The organism is Thalassococcus sp. S3 (assembly GCF_004216475.1).
Lineage (GTDB): Bacteria > Pseudomonadota > Alphaproteobacteria > Rhodobacterales > Rhodobacteraceae.
Genome location: NZ_CP022303.1, coordinates 3,952,086 through 3,967,014 on the forward strand (window position 1 = coordinate 3,952,086; position 14,929 = coordinate 3,967,014).

The 14,929-nt window shown below is 58.2% G+C and carries 16 protein-coding genes and 2 pseudogenes; 12 read left to right on the forward strand and 6 right to left on the reverse strand.

Annotation, left to right across the window (positions count from 1 at the left end; translation table 11 throughout):
• The first annotated feature begins 54 nt into the window (after nt 1-54).
• The 4 genes from CFI11_RS19375 to CFI11_RS19395 all read left to right on the forward strand — a co-directional run bounded on the left by CFI11_RS19375 (nt 55) and on the right by CFI11_RS19395 (nt 2,771).
• Complete coding sequence (locus CFI11_RS19375) at nt 55-465, forward strand: hypothetical protein (RefSeq protein WP_165390319.1); 411 nt, start codon at nt 55-57, stop codon at nt 463-465.
• Nucleotides 429-767: a thiamine pyrophosphate-dependent enzyme gene (locus CFI11_RS19380; RefSeq protein WP_165390320.1), complete on the forward strand. Its 339-nt coding sequence runs from the start codon at nt 429-431 to the stop codon at nt 765-767. Before CFI11_RS19375 ends, CFI11_RS19380 begins: the two co-directional genes overlap by 37 nt.
• The gene (locus CFI11_RS25015; protein ID WP_371687450.1) at nt 764-1,330 is read left to right on the forward strand and encodes a CsbD family protein; all 567 of its coding nucleotides are present in this window, start codon (nt 764-766) and stop codon (nt 1,328-1,330) included. Before CFI11_RS19380 ends, CFI11_RS25015 begins: the two co-directional genes overlap by 4 nt.
• 76 nt (nt 1,331-1,406) lie before the next feature.
• Nucleotides 1,407-2,771, forward strand: a complete 1,365-nt coding sequence (locus CFI11_RS19395) for an MATE family efflux transporter (protein WP_130408914.1) — start codon at nt 1,407-1,409, stop codon at nt 2,769-2,771.
• Here the strand turns inward: CFI11_RS19395 and CFI11_RS19400 are convergent, their stop codons facing one another.
• From CFI11_RS19400 to CFI11_RS19410, 3 genes are read right to left on the reverse strand one after another with little or no spacing between them, the layout of a single operon-like run.
• Nucleotides 2,772-3,419, reverse strand: coding sequence for a TrkA family potassium uptake protein (locus tag CFI11_RS19400; RefSeq protein ID WP_130408916.1), 648 nt, complete (start codon nt 3,417-3,419; stop codon nt 2,772-2,774).
• 1 nt (nt 3,420) lies between these two features.
• Complete coding sequence (locus CFI11_RS19405) at nt 3,421-4,881, reverse strand: TrkH family potassium uptake protein (protein WP_254449106.1); 1,461 nt, start codon at nt 4,879-4,881, stop codon at nt 3,421-3,423.
• Nucleotides 4,881-5,783 (reverse strand): mechanosensitive ion channel family protein, encoded by a 903-nt coding sequence (locus tag CFI11_RS19410; protein WP_130408920.1) that lies wholly within the window; start codon nt 5,781-5,783, stop codon nt 4,881-4,883. The genes CFI11_RS19405 and CFI11_RS19410 overlap by 1 nt, the downstream gene beginning before the upstream one ends.
• 286 nt (nt 5,784-6,069) lie before the next feature.
• Between CFI11_RS19410 and CFI11_RS24705 the strand changes: the two are divergent.
• The 8 genes and pseudogenes from CFI11_RS24705 to CFI11_RS19450 all read left to right on the forward strand — a co-directional run.
• Nucleotides 6,070-6,249 (forward strand): annotated as a pseudogene (locus CFI11_RS24705) (transposase); the annotation flags it as partial.
• Nucleotides 6,248-6,346: pseudogene (locus tag CFI11_RS19420) on the forward strand (integrase); the annotation flags it as partial. The pseudogenes CFI11_RS24705 and CFI11_RS19420, both read left to right, overlap by 2 nt.
• Nucleotides 6,347-6,916: 570 nt before the next feature.
• Nucleotides 6,917-7,558, forward strand: coding sequence for a PEBP family protein (locus tag CFI11_RS19425; RefSeq protein WP_174843515.1), 642 nt, complete (start codon nt 6,917-6,919; stop codon nt 7,556-7,558).
• Nucleotides 7,555-8,526 (forward strand): YHYH protein, encoded by a 972-nt coding sequence (locus CFI11_RS19430; RefSeq protein ID WP_130408924.1) that lies wholly within the window; start codon nt 7,555-7,557, stop codon nt 8,524-8,526. The genes CFI11_RS19425 and CFI11_RS19430 overlap by 4 nt, the downstream gene beginning before the upstream one ends.
• A gap of 665 nt (nt 8,527-9,191) precedes the next feature.
• The gene (locus CFI11_RS19435) at nt 9,192-9,800 is read left to right on the forward strand and encodes a TetR/AcrR family transcriptional regulator (RefSeq protein ID WP_130408926.1); all 609 of its coding nucleotides are present in this window, start codon (nt 9,192-9,194) and stop codon (nt 9,798-9,800) included.
• Between the two features lie 2 nt (nt 9,801-9,802).
• Nucleotides 9,803-10,132 (forward strand): multidrug efflux SMR transporter, encoded by a 330-nt coding sequence (locus CFI11_RS19440; protein ID WP_130408928.1) that lies wholly within the window; start codon nt 9,803-9,805, stop codon nt 10,130-10,132.
• Between the two features lie 27 nt (nt 10,133-10,159).
• Entirely contained in the window at nt 10,160-10,504 is a 345-nt protein-coding gene (locus tag CFI11_RS19445) for a ClpX C4-type zinc finger protein (RefSeq protein ID WP_130408930.1), read from the forward strand.
• A gap of 42 nt (nt 10,505-10,546) precedes the next feature.
• Nucleotides 10,547-11,776 carry a M28 family peptidase gene (locus CFI11_RS19450; protein WP_130408932.1) on the forward strand — a complete coding sequence of 410 codons (1,230 nt, stop codon included), beginning with the start codon at nt 10,547-10,549 and terminating at the stop codon, nt 11,774-11,776.
• 309 nt (nt 11,777-12,085) lie between these two features.
• Here the strand turns inward: CFI11_RS19450 and CFI11_RS19455 are convergent, their stop codons facing one another.
• From CFI11_RS19455 to CFI11_RS19465, 3 genes are all read right to left on the reverse strand, one after another.
• Nucleotides 12,086-13,330: a hypothetical protein gene (locus CFI11_RS19455; RefSeq protein ID WP_130408934.1), complete on the reverse strand. Its 1,245-nt coding sequence runs from the start codon at nt 13,328-13,330 to the stop codon at nt 12,086-12,088.
• A 96-nt stretch (nt 13,331-13,426) separates the two neighbouring features.
• Nucleotides 13,427-14,272 carry a hypothetical protein gene (locus tag CFI11_RS19460; protein WP_130408936.1) on the reverse strand — a complete coding sequence of 282 codons (846 nt, stop codon included), beginning with the start codon at nt 14,270-14,272 and terminating at the stop codon, nt 13,427-13,429.
• 3 nt (nt 14,273-14,275) lie between these two features.
• Nucleotides 14,276-14,782, reverse strand: coding sequence for a hypothetical protein (locus tag CFI11_RS19465; protein ID WP_130408938.1), 507 nt, complete (start codon nt 14,780-14,782; stop codon nt 14,276-14,278).
• Between the last annotated feature and the right edge of the window lie 147 nt (nt 14,783-14,929).

The following is a 14,929-nucleotide window of genomic DNA, read 5'->3' on the forward strand; positions in this document are numbered from 1 at the left end:
CCGCTCACCAAACGTTCAGAAACACTGATGCCAGGCAATGCGATACCGGGCGCGGTGGCTGAGTTTCTCTCGGCGGTGAAAATACCGGTGGCGACACGTTTCAAGGCTAAGGGAACGGTCCCTGTCGATCATGCGCTGCATCTGGGTCCTTTCGGCCTTCCGCAGAAAGATCATGTGGATACCGTGATTGAAAAGGCAGATCTGCTTTTGATGATTGGTCCAGATCCCGTCGAGTGTTCCTTTGCAAAGCTCAGTCGCGGTCGCACTCCTATCGTATCGGTAGCTGAAACACCTCTGCTAAAGGATCTGGGTATACCGATCGCAGCCGAGGTCGTTGGCGCCTTGCCTAGCACGCTTCGCGCGCTCAGTGTCGGGACGAAAACGCATCCAAGCAGCATGTGGGAAGGGGCCTCGCCTTGCGAGGCTCGGTGCTCGCTGCACGCCTTAACCAAGCGGGTCGTGTGATCGCTGTCGGCAACGATGGCGATGTCATGATGAATATCCAGGAAATGGAAACGGCCCACCGAATTGGCCTGTCGCTTGCGCTCGTGGCCTGGGTCGATGGAGCCATTGGCCTGATCGAGGACAGGCAAGAACGAGATACCGGTGACTGCGCGGATCTGTCTTTCAACGATATCGCTTGGGACCAATTGGCCAAGGCTTTTTGCAGGTCGCATGTGGGGTGTAGAACGAGGGCCGATTTGCGCGATGCGCTGGTGGCAGATGCCAAAAAAATGCCCCCCTTCGCCTTATCAACATACCTGTGAAATATGATGGCAGGTACACCCAACGACGTCGATTTTTCGGAACCTCCCCCTCGGTCTCGCGTTTCACTGCAGGACGAAAGGAGAGGCAATATAAAGCCGGCCATATTGTTGCAGCGGTCGTCGGGGTCATCGTGATTGCTGCGGGCATCTACATCATCGGCATTGATCAGAAGCAAGAGGGTGAGCCGTCGGAGATTTCCGTTGAAGGTGGCGAATTGCCGGAATTTGACGCCGAGGTTGGCCAAATTGAGGTTGTTGAAGAGACGGTCACAATTCCGGGCCTTGAAGTCACGTCGCCGGCTCACGACCGCTCAGCCAGACCTCACTCCTTTCTCAAATTCACCATCAAACCCGAGGAGTTGGATATGAATCGCGACCAGATCGAAGGTAAATGGACTGAAATCAAAGGCAAGCTGCGTGAGACTTATGGCGAGCTTTCGGACAACGACATCGAACAGGCCAAGGGCGACCGCGAGCAGCTCGAAGGCAAGCTGCAGCAGAAACTCGGCAAGTCGAAAGAGGAAGTGCGCGACACGGTCGATCGCATCCTCTCGCAGGTTTAAGCATCTTTTATGACAACAGAGCCGCGCCTGGTTTCGGGCGCGGTTCTCTTTTGTTTGGCGGTTTGGGACAGGATTGATGGCACAACGAAACCTCACCGAGGGGCGCGTCTGGCGCGCCCTTGCACATGTTTCGGCACCGATGTCGCTCGGCATCTTGGCCGTCCTGTCGGTCGGCATCGCGGATGCGTATTTTCTGGGCCAGCTTGGCAGTGCGCCTTTGGCTGCGGTGGGCTTCATCTATCCGATCACAACCGCGCTCGCGTCGTTGGCCATCGGGCTGTCAGCGGGTGCAAATGCGGCAATTTCACAGGCCCTCGGGAGGGAGGATGAACCACGCGACATCTACCGCTTGGGCTTCCATGCGCTAGGCCTTGGTCTCGCTCTGGCCGTCTTGGTCGCAGGGTTCGTTACGCTAACCTATTCGGTGATTTTTGGTGCGATGGGCGCTGGCGACGCCGTGATGACCGAGATAGCGGCTTACATGCCGCTTTGGGCGCTATCTTTTCCTTTTCTGGTCCTTCTGATGATCACCAACGCGGTTTTCCGCGCCTATGGCGATGCAGCCTACGCCTCCATCTTTATGATTGTCGCGGCGCTGGCCAATATCGCGCTGAATCCACTACTGATCTTTGGCGCGTTTGGCTTTGACGGGCTCGGAACTGAGGGGGCAGCCGCCGCAACATTGATCGGTCGCGTTCTAGCTGCGGCTGCGGGTCTCTATTTCGCATTTCGGCTTGGCTATCTGAAACGGTGTGGTCGCCTTCTGGAAGGGGCGCGCAAAAGTTTAAGCCAGATCATCCCCATCGGTGCGCCCGCAGCATTTTCGAACGCGATCAACCCCGCGGGAATGGCGCTGGTGACCGCTGCCGTCGCGACGCTTGGTGAAACCGCCGTTGCTGGCTTCGGAGCGGCGACGCGGGTGCAATCGGTGGCGATTGTCGTTCTATTGGCTTTGTCGGCAGGGATTGGCCCTGTGGTGGGCCAGAACTGGGGCGCGGAAAAGCGGGACCGGGCGCAGGCCGCAGTCATCCAATCGTGGCTGTTTTGCGTGGCCTATGGCACGTTACTAGCGCTGGTTCTGTTTGTCTTTTCCGGGCCGATTGCATCGCTGATCGCGTCAGATGAAGATGCCGCCAGCTACACTGCGGATTACTTGCAAATCGTGGGTCTGAGCCTGTTTGGCTACGGCGTCCTCGTGACAGCCAATGCCGCAATGAACGCGCGGTCTAAGGCTGTTTATTCCATGTCACTCAGCGTCGCACGGATCTTTGCGATCTACCTGCCGCTCGCATGGCTAGGCGTTCTGACCTTTGGCTATATGGGTATCCTCGGCGCCGCTGTGATTGCCAATGTCGCGGGGGCTGCAGGCGCGTTCTATCTGTGCCGGCGGGCTGGTTTGTTGCCCGAGAGGAAAGACTTGCGCTCTGTGGCCGTGGCCTGATCAGTCAGCGAAACGTTTGGCGAGCGCCTCCGCCTCTATGCGCTTGATCGCCACGATCAGGCAATCATCGGCAGAGAGCACGGTGTCGTTCTCGGCAAACTCCTCATCTTCGCCGCGTACCACGGCCACGACGCGGGCGTGTTTGGGTAAATCCAGCTCCCCGATTGCTTTGCCGACGTACCTATCGGGTACATGCAAGCGCTGCATCGCCAGTTGGTTGTGCAGCATCGCATCCTGGTCGAGCGCTGTGTCATCTTCCAAACCCGCGCAAATGCTTTCGGCGACAGTGGCGTGGGGGTTGATGACGTCATCGAGTTCCAGCTCATGACAGACATCCAAAAGCTCTGCAGCCGTGATCTGTGGGATCACCCGCGCAAAGCCAACAGAGCGTGCGACAAGTGAGGCGAGGATATTGTCGTCGGAGGCGTTGGTCACCGCGATGAACACATCCTCATCGCTGCGATGGGCGTCGCGCAGGACGCTTGGCATCGTGCCGTCGCCCTCAATCATGCCGCAATCAAGACGCTCGGAAAGCTTGTCGAGCCTCGCACGCTCTTTATCGATCAAGACGACCTCATGGTCATCTTCGATCAAACGTTCCGCTATCGCGGCACCAAAGCGCGACGCGCCCAGGATTGTGACACGCATGTTAGGGTCCTTTCATCCAACTGCGGGGGGCGAGAAGGACGAGAACAGCGATGAACTCCAGCCGTCCAAGCCACATCGCAAACGTGAGGGTGAGTTTCAGATCTGTGGGCAGGTCTGTGCCGACAAGCCCGGTCGACAGCCCGACCGTGGAGAGGGCTGAAATCGTCTCAAACAGAGATGGGCCCAGATCGTAGCCATGCAGTGAAAAATGGAAGGCCAGCGCGAGGGTCGCCATCACGTATATCATCAGAAGCGCAACCACGCCCACAATGACGGTATCCTCAACCGCGACGCCGTCTTGACGCAAGGGGGCAACAGCGCGCTCTGGCATTGATGGGGCGCGCAACGCATGCCGCGCGGTCCTGAGGATCAAACCAACCCGTGCAAGCTTTAGCCCCCCACCGGTGGAGCCTGTGTCGGCCCCCAGCAGCATCGCGATCAGAAAGATCAGAAAGATGGACCCGCCGAGCGGCATCGCTTCAGTTGAATATCCTGCTGTGGTTAGGGCTGAGACGAGATCCAGGTAAAGGCCCCAGCTCAAAGCTCTATCGGCAAGGGTATCCGCGGCTGCAAGCGCTAGTATGATCACTGCCAAAGCCAACAGGCTTAGCCCAACGCGCCGAACCGATCCCAGATGCCAGGCTGTTTGCCAATCCCCACGCAGCAGAAAGGCAAAACTCACCATTGAAATTGCACCGAGGACACAGGACGCCATCACAATTGTTTGGCCTTGTGTACTGTAAGAGGCCAGCGAATCCGACCGGGGCGCGAAACCGCCCGTGGATATGCCCGATAGAATAAGAACCAGGGCTTCTTTCCAACTCGGTAAAACAGTCCAAGCAATTGCGATCATCAGAATGGTCAGACCAAGATAGACCACTAAAAGCTGCCGCGCTTTTGTTCGGGTCGAGGCGATACGGTCGCCCTCAGCAATCCCCACCTGCCCCAGGCGCCGGGTTGGAATGCCTGCCGGAAGGATCAAGGCCAATACGGCCGTCGCCATGACAAGCCCGCCGATCCATTGCAGCCAGGCACGGAGGACATGTGCGGCAAAGGGCCAACTGTCTGGGTCAGAGGCTACAGAGAGCCCGGTGGTGGTCAAACCGCTCATGGCTTCGAACAGCGCGTCGAGGAGGGGCATGCCCAAGCTGACAAATGCCGGTACGGCGCCCAATGCGCCCAGAAGGAACACCAGCGCGACGCTGGCCATCGCCTCGACGGCGCGCAAATCCGAGGGGAGCGTTTTACGTGTTGCGATGGCATAAATGAGGAGCGCCACAACCGATGGGATTGCAAGCGCGATGGCCATCTCTCGCGCTCCGCTGATCGCCGCCCAGATTGCTGGTGGCGCATACAAGACGGTGAAAACCGGAGCATGTTTGGCGAGCGTCAGGACCACAGCTTGCGGTCGGGCGCGCACCCGCAACGTGTCGGCGCCGTCCCTTAGCCCTTTGGCTCGCATCACGCGGCGGCGCCTTCGGTGTCCACGGATTTCACCTCAATCGGATCATTCACCGTCAATGTGCGGTAGGGGAATGGGATTTCGATGCCCGCATCGTCGAGAGCGCGTTTGACGGCAGCTACCACCTGATCGCGGCTGGAGCGAATATCGACAGGTTGAGAGCCGGTCCACCACGTAATCTCAAAATCGATGGACGACGCCCCGAAGGCTTTGGCGAAAACCTGAATGTCTCGCACGTCATCACGAACGCTGTCGACGTGACGGACGGCATCTGCGATTACACGGCGCGCCTGGTCCACGTCTTCGCCGTAGGCGACACCACAGATGATGCTGGTGCGACGAAAGTCCCGGTTGGTCCGGACCTGAACAGGGTTGTGAAACAGATGCGCGTTGGGCACGACGACAAGCTGCCCGTCGGTTTGCCGGATATGTGTGTCGCGGATTGTGATCTGTTCGACCTGCCCTTCGACATTTTCGCAATGGATATGATCTCCAATCTCAAAAGGCTCGCGTACGAGGATTAGGATGCCGGCGAGGAAGTTTTCAAAGGTATCTTTGAAGGCAAACCCGATAGCGACCGATCCAAGACCTAGAGTTGTCAGAGCATTTGACGGCGTCACTGTGGGAAAAATGATAGTAATGGCCATGAGCGCCACGATCGACCAGCCCAAAACACTGATCAGGAGCAAGATGACATCCGTCAGGTTTCTGCGAAGACCAGCGCGGCGTGCGATGCGGCCTGTGAAAACCCGTAGAGCCCAGATCAGCAGAGCCGCAACAAGAATGAGGGTAACTGCAAAGCCCAAGCGCGGCAACGCGGCGAGCGTTGCTTCAGCCCAAGTTAAGACCACGTCACGCCAAATATCTGTAGCGCCGTCGACCAACGTTGTGTCTTGTTCCATGGTCTCTGAACGCAACAAAGGGGCGCAAGTTCCGTCTTAAATTAGGGCCGGGTTAAGGTCTGAGGCATGCGGCTTGTCGGTGCAGTGATGCTCAAAGGAAGCAGACCTGGGTTTTAATTGTCCAGAAAGCCCTCGTTAGGTCGAGAGCCCTGTTTGTAGAGATCGTGTTGAAAAAGTCCGTTTATTGGATGTCACGCTGCTGCTTCACTCGTTTTTGAGAGTGGAGGATTTAGCGGTGATGGGACCGAGGCAGGTGGCGCAAGGCGCGCCGTTTCATGAATTCTGAATTGAAGAGTTTGTGCCCATCGGTCATCTGCTTAGAGGCATGGATCGGTTCCCTGATTTATTGGAAGTTCGACCGCTTCCGGCTCCATCTCATAGCTCGCATGGTCGTCCTTCGATTGACCCTGAGTTGATGAGCCGGATGCTGTTGTTGGGCTATTACCAGGGCATTCGATCCGAGCGCTGTTCAACGGCTGCTTGGTCACACAAAGATGGACAGCAAAGTCAGGTATCTGGGGGTCGAACTCGAAGATGAATTGGCCATCGCAGAAGCCATTGAATCCAACCAATCGGGCCGTCTTCATGGGGCGGCCCAAAGCCGCCGTCCGATCACTGAATGGGATGCTGCAGCCGCAGCCCGCCTGGAAGGCATTCACTGTGCGACCGCTCAACACCTGTTAGCAACCACAAATCCAGCCATTTTGTGGACACTCGCCGCCGGTTCAAGGGTAATTTAGCCATCGCACCCATTGTGCCGCCGCCACATCGCTTCATTGTGGCACTCATCGGCGGCACTCTGATGGCGCGCCGCTGTGATGACGAAGGCGAGGGTGATGTGTCTGCGCATGATCTACTCCTCTGGTGCCGGATTTCAGCGTGGGCGGTGTTCACTCCACATGATAACTATCATGTCTTGGAAGACTTTCTGGACGCGCTAGTCGAGGACGGAGACGTCCAACAGAAGCGGATGGAAAGGTATCTGTTCCATGAGCGGATCAGGGAGCGGCGCAAGCGGATGGGGCGGTTGCCGGGGTCAGCGTCGGCGGATTTCGGACCACCGCCTATCGACCTCCGACAGAAGACGGCGCGCACCACGTTAAAGCGGAGGAGATAACCGAAAGAGCACCCCCATGCTTCGCACACTCCCCTTCGCCGCGGTCCTGATGTTCCCCGCGTGTTCGCTCATGGCAGAGCCATTTTATGCTGATGTCTGGGCCGACAACTGGTTCGAAATGCGGATCAACGGCACTCAGGTGGCCGAAGACAGCGTACCCATCACCACAGAACGGTCCTTTAACGCCGAAAGCTTCGTGTTCGAAGCGGAACGTCCCTTTGTCATCGGGCTCGTTGCGATGGATTTCAAGGAAAACGACACGGGCCTTGAATATATCGGGTCCCGTCGCCAGCAGATGGGTGACGGTGGTGTAATCGTTCAGATCCGCGACGCGTCGACCGCGACAGTAGCGGTCAGCAACGACGACTGGAAATGCATGGTCATACACACCGCACCTTTGGACAAGTCCTGCGAAAGCGACCCCAACCCTGTCGCGGGTGAAGGCGCCTGCGGATTTTCCATCGCCGCTCCACCGGATGGCTGGGATAGCCCGGACTTCGATGCCAGCGATTGGCCATCGGCCACGATCCATTCCAAACGGGCGGTCGATCCCAAGGACGGGTATGACCGCATCACCTGGGTGGATGACGCGGATTTCATCTGGGGGCCTGACCTTGAACAAAACAACACGGTGCTCTGCCGGGTGGTGGTGGAATGAAACGCGCCCAGATCCTTCGCCTGTGCGCCGCGACAGCATTGACCGTCACCGGCTGGGTCGGAGCGTCCGACGCGCATGAGGATCATTGCGCGGCCATCGCGGCGTCCGTGGCCGATGCAGGGTTCGACGATAGCGTGACAGTCACCTGTACAGAGACACATGCGATCATCGCATCCGACACCTTTCCGGAACATGAGATGATGACCGGTATTACCGGCACCAACGAACAAGTCCCCGTACCCGGCGAATACGCGGCACCGATCATACTGAATCCCGTTCTGGGCACGACCCCGCTTACCCGCGACGCGGCACTTGGGGTCGCCGTCAACGGCGTGCCGATCTACGACTACACGGCGGGGGGTGAAATGACGCAAGCCGACCTCGCCCACCATCAAGCGCACCATGACACGTTCCAGACCGGCCAGCTTGACGTATGTGGCGGACATGCCGGTCGTGGAGACGATTATCACTACCACGTCAAGCCGACCTGCATGATTGAACAGATGGAAAATGCAGGCGATAGCGCGATCATTGGCTGGGGCTTCGACGGCTTCCCAATCTACGGCGACAACAATCCCGACGGGTCTGCCATTCCGAGCGGAGGGCTTGATGTTTGCAATGGTCAGCCTGATGAGACGTTTGGCTATCGTTATCATACCTCGTCGGATGCCCCGTATATCGTGCAATGCCTGATGGGGAATGTGCCGGAGTTTGATCAATTGCCCCGTGTCGGACCACTCCGCGCTGCGGATGGCAGTCGCGTCGCACCGGGTCGCCCGCCCAGAGGAGGGGTGGAGGGTCTGGTGTTCCGGCTGTCCGAAGATCGGACCCGCTCCATGGACTATAGCTATCGCGGTGGTGACTATTACATCCGCTATGCACCCTCTGATCGACCCGGTTGCTACACGTTCGAGACGCGTACCGTTACCAACGACGGGCAACTGTTCGTAAGCGAGCTTTGCAGATAGACCACGCGTGTAGATAGCAGATTTTCCGGCAAACTTGCGGTCTGTGCAGGCGAGGTTACGATGTGTCTCCAGCGCCTGTCGTGCCGGGATAATGTGGCGATCCACGGTCGGCTAAAACGTCCTAATGGAACGCTTCGCCATACGGCTGGCAATCAACAACGGATGCGCGAGTTTCGCCCCATTGGGGTGGTACATCCGAGCTTGCCGTTGAGGCAGCGTCGCATATTAGAGAAAACAGCGAACGTGTAATGTTCTTCCGCCCGCGACCGTAAGAACCGGGCATGCCCTGCAATAGCGAAAACTCCACGCGGCCGAATTCACGGACAAGGGTAAGCCCGCCATTCTCCGTTTTCACTCAAAGGCCGGCTTTGCGTGTTCGCGCCGGAGATGAAGAGCGGTTTTGGCGCTTCCCTTTAGAAGACTGGGCGTTGGGTTAGCGTTAGATTTCAACGGCATCTTGGCTGGTTTGGCATCCATGTCGGACATGACCGATTGCCGTTCCCCACAAACCACCGAAAACAGCAACACAGATCTCAAGATGACAGGTGACGCGGCAACAGCGTCCCAGTCACTTTGTGTCTCCCAAAGAAAATCTGGTAAACTCTTGATATTAGGTCAATGACCTATTACCTGCAGATGAGACATTTGAAAGCTGAGCCGGATGCATGAAAAGTGAACCTGTTAAAAGCCCGAAGGGCGAAGAGCGGCGCGAGGCCATCGAGGCCGCCGCGCGACAGATGCTCTTGGACCAGGGATACGCGGGCGTTTCGCTACGGAAGATTGCGAGCCAGCTCGGAATGTCGGTCGGCAATCTGCAGTATTATTTTGCGACCAAGGATGACCTTGTCGAGGCTGTCATTCTCGGCGAGACACAAAAGCCCATCGAACTGCTCGGCGGCGTCCTTTGGAACCCCGATGATCTCGAAGCAAATGTAGATCACGCAGTGGGGTCGCTGATGCAATACTACGCAAGCGATGCAGGTCGTTTTTATGCCATTATGGAGGCGCTCGCGCTGCACGACCCGCGCTATGCCAAGATCAAAGCGGACGGCTATGCGTATGTGTTTTCGCAAATTGAGCAACTGATTGCGGTTATGTCACCCGACTTGCCGCTGCGCCGGCGCACAGGTCTGGCCCAGGTCTTGGTTGCGTTGATCGATGGTGCATCCTTGCAGGTTCAATTCGCACGTGGCAGCGCGCGCGGCGACGGCCTTGCGGCGTTGATCGATGATGTGTCCAAGGCAATTCAACACCTGCTGAAGATCTGGGAATAGCCATGCACTGGGCTTACCTGAGCATGGCAATCATCGCCGAGGTTGCGGGCAGTGCCGCCTTGAAGCAATCCGCCGGGTTCAGCAAACCGGGCTTTGCCGCCACGTCCGTGATCTGCTTTGGCGTTGCGCTGTTCTTCCTGTCACTCGCACTGCGCACCATGCCACTGGGGATCGCCTATGCGATCTGGGCCGGGGCTGGCGTTGTCCTTGTGTCCCTGTTGGGCGCATTAGTCTTTCGGCAAAGCCTTGATGCCGCAGCACTTGCCGGGATCGGCTTGATCGTATGCGGGGTCGTCGTCATCAACACGCTGTCGAACTCAATAAACCACTGATTTCCGACGTCAAAACGGAGAAATGCCATGCTTACTTGTTCATTCTGCGGCCTTGAGGCTCGGTCAGTCAGCGCGCTCCTGGCCGGGCCGGGCGTAAACATCTGCGATCAATGTATCGAGGTGGGTGTCCGAACGATCAAAACGCGCGACGCGCTGGAGGCACAGGGGCCAACCGCGGATCAGCAAATGGCACCGACGCATGATGACGAGAACCTGCTGCATCAAGCGGCTGCATCCTCAGCGCTTGTCGACAAATCCAGAACGCGCCTGCAAAGCCAAATCGACGAGCTGCGCAATCGCGGCATCGGCTGGGCCGCAATTGGTGCTGTGCTTGGCGTGTCCCAGGATGTCGCGCAACAGCGCTTTGAATAGGCGCCGCCCCACCCGATCAAACTCACATAGAATGGGGTTCCTATGACAACCGTTGCCAAGACACATGCGCGCGATGCCGACCTGCAAGACGTCAGAACGTGGCTGAACGACCTGACCATCCACATCAAGGATCGGAGTGTCGGCTCCGAAGGCAATCGTGACGCAACAGCCTATTTCAAGGCCCAACTCGAACACGCCGGCTGGGTGACACATGAACAATGGTTCGACGCACTTGACTGGTCCGGCGGGACTGCGTCGCTCAAGGCGGCCTGTGGCACATCATTTGAAGTGTTTCCAAGCCCCTATGCACGAAGCGTCGATGCAACGGCACGATTGGAAGCGGCATCCACCGTGGACGAGCTGGAACGCATCGAAGCCAAAGGCGCATTCGTTCTCTTACATGGCGCTCTCGCGGCACAGCCATTGATGCCAAAGAATTTTCCGTTCTTCACCATCGACAAACAGCAACGGATCATCAATTTGCTTGAGCGATCAGGGGCTGCCGCAATCATCACCGCCGCACCGTCGCAGAGCGGAAGGCCCCCGACCCCGCTCATAGAAGACGGGGATTTTGACGTGCCGTCCGTCTATATGACGGTCAAAGAAAGCGACAGGTTGTTGTCGTTCACCGGTCATCGCCTCGACCTCGTGTCCGATGCAGTTCGGATCGCGGGAAAAGCGGCCAATGTGCTGGGCCGCAAGAATGAAGGCGCCAGTCAACGCATTGTTATCACTGCGCATATCGACGCGAAAAAGGATGTCCCCGGCGCGCTCGACAATGCAACCGGTGTTGCCACCCTGTTGCTGCTCGCCAAACTCCTTGCAAGCTACACTGGCGGTCTTGGCATCGACCTCCTCGCTCTGAACGGTGAAGACCACTATGCCGTGCCGGGTCAGATCGCCTATTCGCGCGACATGGACGGCGTATTTGACCAAGTGGCCCTCAATATCAACATTGACGGTGTCGGGTATCGCGAAGGACACACAGCGTACTCTTTCTTCAATCTGCCCGAAGAAATGGGGCGTGCGGCCTCGATGTTGCTTGCCAACGCACCTGCCTCCTGCCGGGGGCTCGAATGGTTCCAGGGCGATCACAGCATGTTTGTGCAGGCGGGCTGCCCTGCCATTGCTGTGACGTCGAATTGGCTCCTCGAAAACATGTCCACCCAGACCATCACCCACACCGAACACGATACGCTTGATCTGGTGGATCCGGCCAAGGTTGTTGCCTGCGCGCTCGCCCTCAAGCGATTTATAGACGCCATCTCCTGACATCCCAGCCGTGAGTTTCACAGCTACGGTCAGGTCCGTTCTGAACACCGCTCCATTGCACCGCCACCGTTCCCAAGCCCTCGGTGGATAGGGCGCGCCAAAACGCGGGCGCTCTGCTGCATCAAGCGCCCGCTTGAGAGATGGACCGAGGATCGCCGGCTCCCCTTCCTGCCAGTTCAGGAGAAATGAAATCCAAAGTACCGGGGTCTCGACCCTGACTATTGGAGGTGCTTTGCACCCGTGCACAGAGCAGCGTCAAAAGTTTAGGTGTGGCATCGAACCCGGCGGCATGACCGTTCGCAGTCCCTTTTATCGCGGAGTGCTCATGTGCTCTCTGCGATAAGCGCCGGCAAAGACGGAGCGGACGAAGTCATAGTCGGCCGGCCTCTCACCAAGCGTCGGAAGAGACAGCGCCTCAAGCGCGAACGAACCGAAGGTAAGATCATATTTGTTGCTCAATCGTTCGATAGCATCGGAATAGGCCTGGCTTCCTGCGCCGTCCCGATCCGCGATGCGGTTGAGGATGGCATCAATAGTTTGCCCGGCCTCTTCGTTGGACCGGATCACCTGGCCAGGGGTGATAACACCTTCGCGTACACCAAGCTCATAGATCGGCTCGGTAATGCTGGTCACCGGGTTGCCGTGATTGCGGACATCATACACCCCGTTTGTCCCGAAAGTGGCAGCCGACGCTCCGATCTGCCAGGGGGATTGACCGTAGATCGCCAAGGTCGTGTCGTTGAGACTGGCGATCGCGTTGTTGCCGAAGTTCGGGGGCAGCGTCGGCGACTGGCGCTGCGCCTCAACCTGACGGCCGAAGAAATCGCCGAGCTTGTCGACGGGAACGTCAACGCCACCGATCTTCATCGAGGCGATTTGCCCGTCCTTGAACGTCACTTGCCCGCGATATCCGATACCCGCCCACAGATTGCCGCCCGTTGCGGCCGCAATCGCGCGCGCGCCCTGGGAAAAAGCCGGGTTCAGGCCAGCGCTGCCAATCGTCACCCCATCGCTGACCGAATAGGCCACGCCCATATTGACGCTCATCGTGAACGTGCCGTCTCCGTCACGTCCTTGGATTTTCTCCAAAAGGTTGCCTGCGGTCAGCCCGTCTTGCCTTGCATTGGCAAACAAAAGCAGTTTACCGATTGGGGTGGGAATAACGGCCGTCACCCCCACGCCACCTTCGTCGTTCTGGTTGTTCGCGGTGCCGACCACGGAAATGGCGCTCTTGATCTCTCCCCCGCCGGGAAGGAAAACGGACGGCAGTTTCGTGACCGGCCTGGCACCAAAGTAACTCGGCTGTCCCGTCTTCGTATTCACGAGCAGGAAATTGCCCCCCGCCACTTGGGGAAGACCCGGCGGTGCATGCGTTTCACCAAAGACAATTGCGTCGGGCGTAACGATCTCGCGGATAACATCACCAGCGTCTTGCGTACGCGCGACCTTGTCGGCCCGAGCGAATTTCTGGGGGTTCGAAACCGGATCCGCCTGATCCGGTGCGAAGGTCGGCGGGGTCGGCTGGTTTCGGTCAATTGTCGTGGTGGTCGACATGAAAATCTCCTCTCAGATCTCTTTGGCGATTGGCTTTGAAGCTCAGCGCCGATCTGAACAGAATGAACGACATGTCTTACGCTTGCCTGTCGTTGTCTACGAATTGACGCGAAAGAGAACATCGCGCGACAGCGCGATCTTGAACGGTGTCGCAAGCCCGGTGCGTTGCAGCCGCGAAAATGGCGTTATGTCGGTGTCGGACGGTATTACAATGTCGGAAAAGTCATAGTGATCCGCGCCGCGCAATCTGATGGCAACATCCTTCACGCCCTTGCCGTCGCGGAGGGCATCAACGCTTTCCAGAACCTTCGGATTGTTCAGCGACAGAAAGGCATCCCGGTTTTTCGACGGATCTATCTCGATCGACGCAGGCTCGGAAAAAAGAAGCGTTGCCCTGTTCTGCACGGGGTTTTCACTAAAATAGGCGCGGAATGCAGGCAACGTGTCGTGCGCGAGTTCCGGATAGCGCTCGGGCAGATGCCTGGTGTGTTCAGCACGGTTCAGAATGCCCGCGCTCTCGATCCGAGCAAGGTCAAGCCGAAACGGCGATCCCTTGCCCGACAGGAAGTGCCGGGCCAGCGCCGAGGATATCGGATATCCGCTCAGCCCCGCGGCCAGGGACATATCCGAGACAAGATCGACCATCTCCAGATCACCGGAGGTCGGACGGACGAGGCTCAGCGCATCTGCGGGGTCGGATGCCACATCCGGATAGCGTGGCGGTGAGGGAGGACCCACGAAACCAACGGATTGATTGTCGAACTGGATTTGCAGAAGCGTGATATCCTGCGCCCCGGTCCTTCCAGATCTCTGATCATCGTGATGCATTCCGCTTTGGACTGCTGCCATCACGCGCTGAAAGGTCTCGGCATTCTTGGCCCCATCCAGACCAGCCGATGCTTGCTGCGACTGTGTGGCCGGGAACACGCGGCTGATCTTCATCCTTTAGCCGCCTTCGCGGAAGACGCTGGACAATGTGGGCGGACGAACCGGCCGCTCCATCACCAGATGTGTCACGCGATATGTGCGCTGATAGAGAAAGCCGCGCCAGCCCGGTCTGGCGGTGGCACGGATCTGATGCGCGCCGATCTCGGCAGCCCAGGCCTCGATCCCGTCCATCAGCGGGCTTTGCCAATCCGCCCGCCCTTGCCCGGCGCAATGGGTGATCTCCACCATAGGCGCGCCGCAGGATGTGACATGGGTCAGTGCGACAGCCCGGATGCTTCCTTCGATGCTGACGACCCAGCACTGCCATAGGCCCTGCCGGATGGCGGCGCGAAAATCATCGCCACCCTCGGCCCCCAAGGTGCGCGACGCAAAGCTTTCGAAGTGCCATGTCAGCGCGGGTTCGACCTGATCGAAGGTATCAGGCTCCAGCCGGACGACCACGACCTGCGGGGCTGCCGGGGTATCGGGCGCAAACTCGCTCTGCTCTGACCAGTAAGTGCACATTGCTCTGCTCCATCAAGCAATCTCAAATACGGTGCGTTGGCAGGGATGACGCCATGGGCTGAACCTGAAGGATCGGGAGGGATTGGACTACAGCACGCAGCGCTTCGATCACCTGCCAAACGCATTTTCAGCTTACCGGCAAAGACT

Excerpts from the sequence above, each read along its gene's own strand:
- CFI11_RS19395 (WP_130408914.1), top strand. The coding sequence starts at position 1,407 with ATGGCACAACGAAACCTCACCGAGGGGCGCGTCTGGCGCGCCCTTGCA.
- CFI11_RS19400 (WP_130408916.1), bottom strand. The coding sequence starts at position 3,419 with ATGCGTGTCACAATCCTGGGCGCGTCGCGCTTTGGTGCCGCGATAGCG.
- CFI11_RS19405 (WP_254449106.1), bottom strand. The coding sequence starts at position 4,881 with ATGCGAGCCAAAGGGCTAAGGGACGGCGCCGACACGTTGCGGGTGCGC.
- CFI11_RS19410 (WP_130408920.1), bottom strand. The coding sequence starts at position 5,783 with ATGGAACAAGACACAACGTTGGTCGACGGCGCTACAGATATTTGGCGT.
- CFI11_RS19425 (WP_174843515.1), top strand. The coding sequence starts at position 6,917 with ATGCTTCGCACACTCCCCTTCGCCGCGGTCCTGATGTTCCCCGCGTGT.
- CFI11_RS19430 (WP_130408924.1), top strand. The coding sequence starts at position 7,555 with ATGAAACGCGCCCAGATCCTTCGCCTGTGCGCCGCGACAGCATTGACC.
- CFI11_RS19435 (WP_130408926.1), top strand. The coding sequence starts at position 9,192 with ATGAAAAGTGAACCTGTTAAAAGCCCGAAGGGCGAAGAGCGGCGCGAG.
- CFI11_RS19440 (WP_130408928.1), top strand. The coding sequence starts at position 9,803 with ATGCACTGGGCTTACCTGAGCATGGCAATCATCGCCGAGGTTGCGGGC.
- CFI11_RS19445 (WP_130408930.1), top strand. The coding sequence starts at position 10,160 with ATGCTTACTTGTTCATTCTGCGGCCTTGAGGCTCGGTCAGTCAGCGCG.
- CFI11_RS19450 (WP_130408932.1), top strand. The coding sequence starts at position 10,547 with ATGACAACCGTTGCCAAGACACATGCGCGCGATGCCGACCTGCAAGAC.
- CFI11_RS19455 (WP_130408934.1), bottom strand. The coding sequence starts at position 13,330 with ATGTCGACCACCACGACAATTGACCGAAACCAGCCGACCCCGCCGACC.
- CFI11_RS19460 (WP_130408936.1), bottom strand. The coding sequence starts at position 14,272 with ATGAAGATCAGCCGCGTGTTCCCGGCCACACAGTCGCAGCAAGCATCG.
- CFI11_RS19465 (WP_130408938.1), bottom strand. The coding sequence starts at position 14,782 with ATGTGCACTTACTGGTCAGAGCAGAGCGAGTTTGCGCCCGATACCCCG.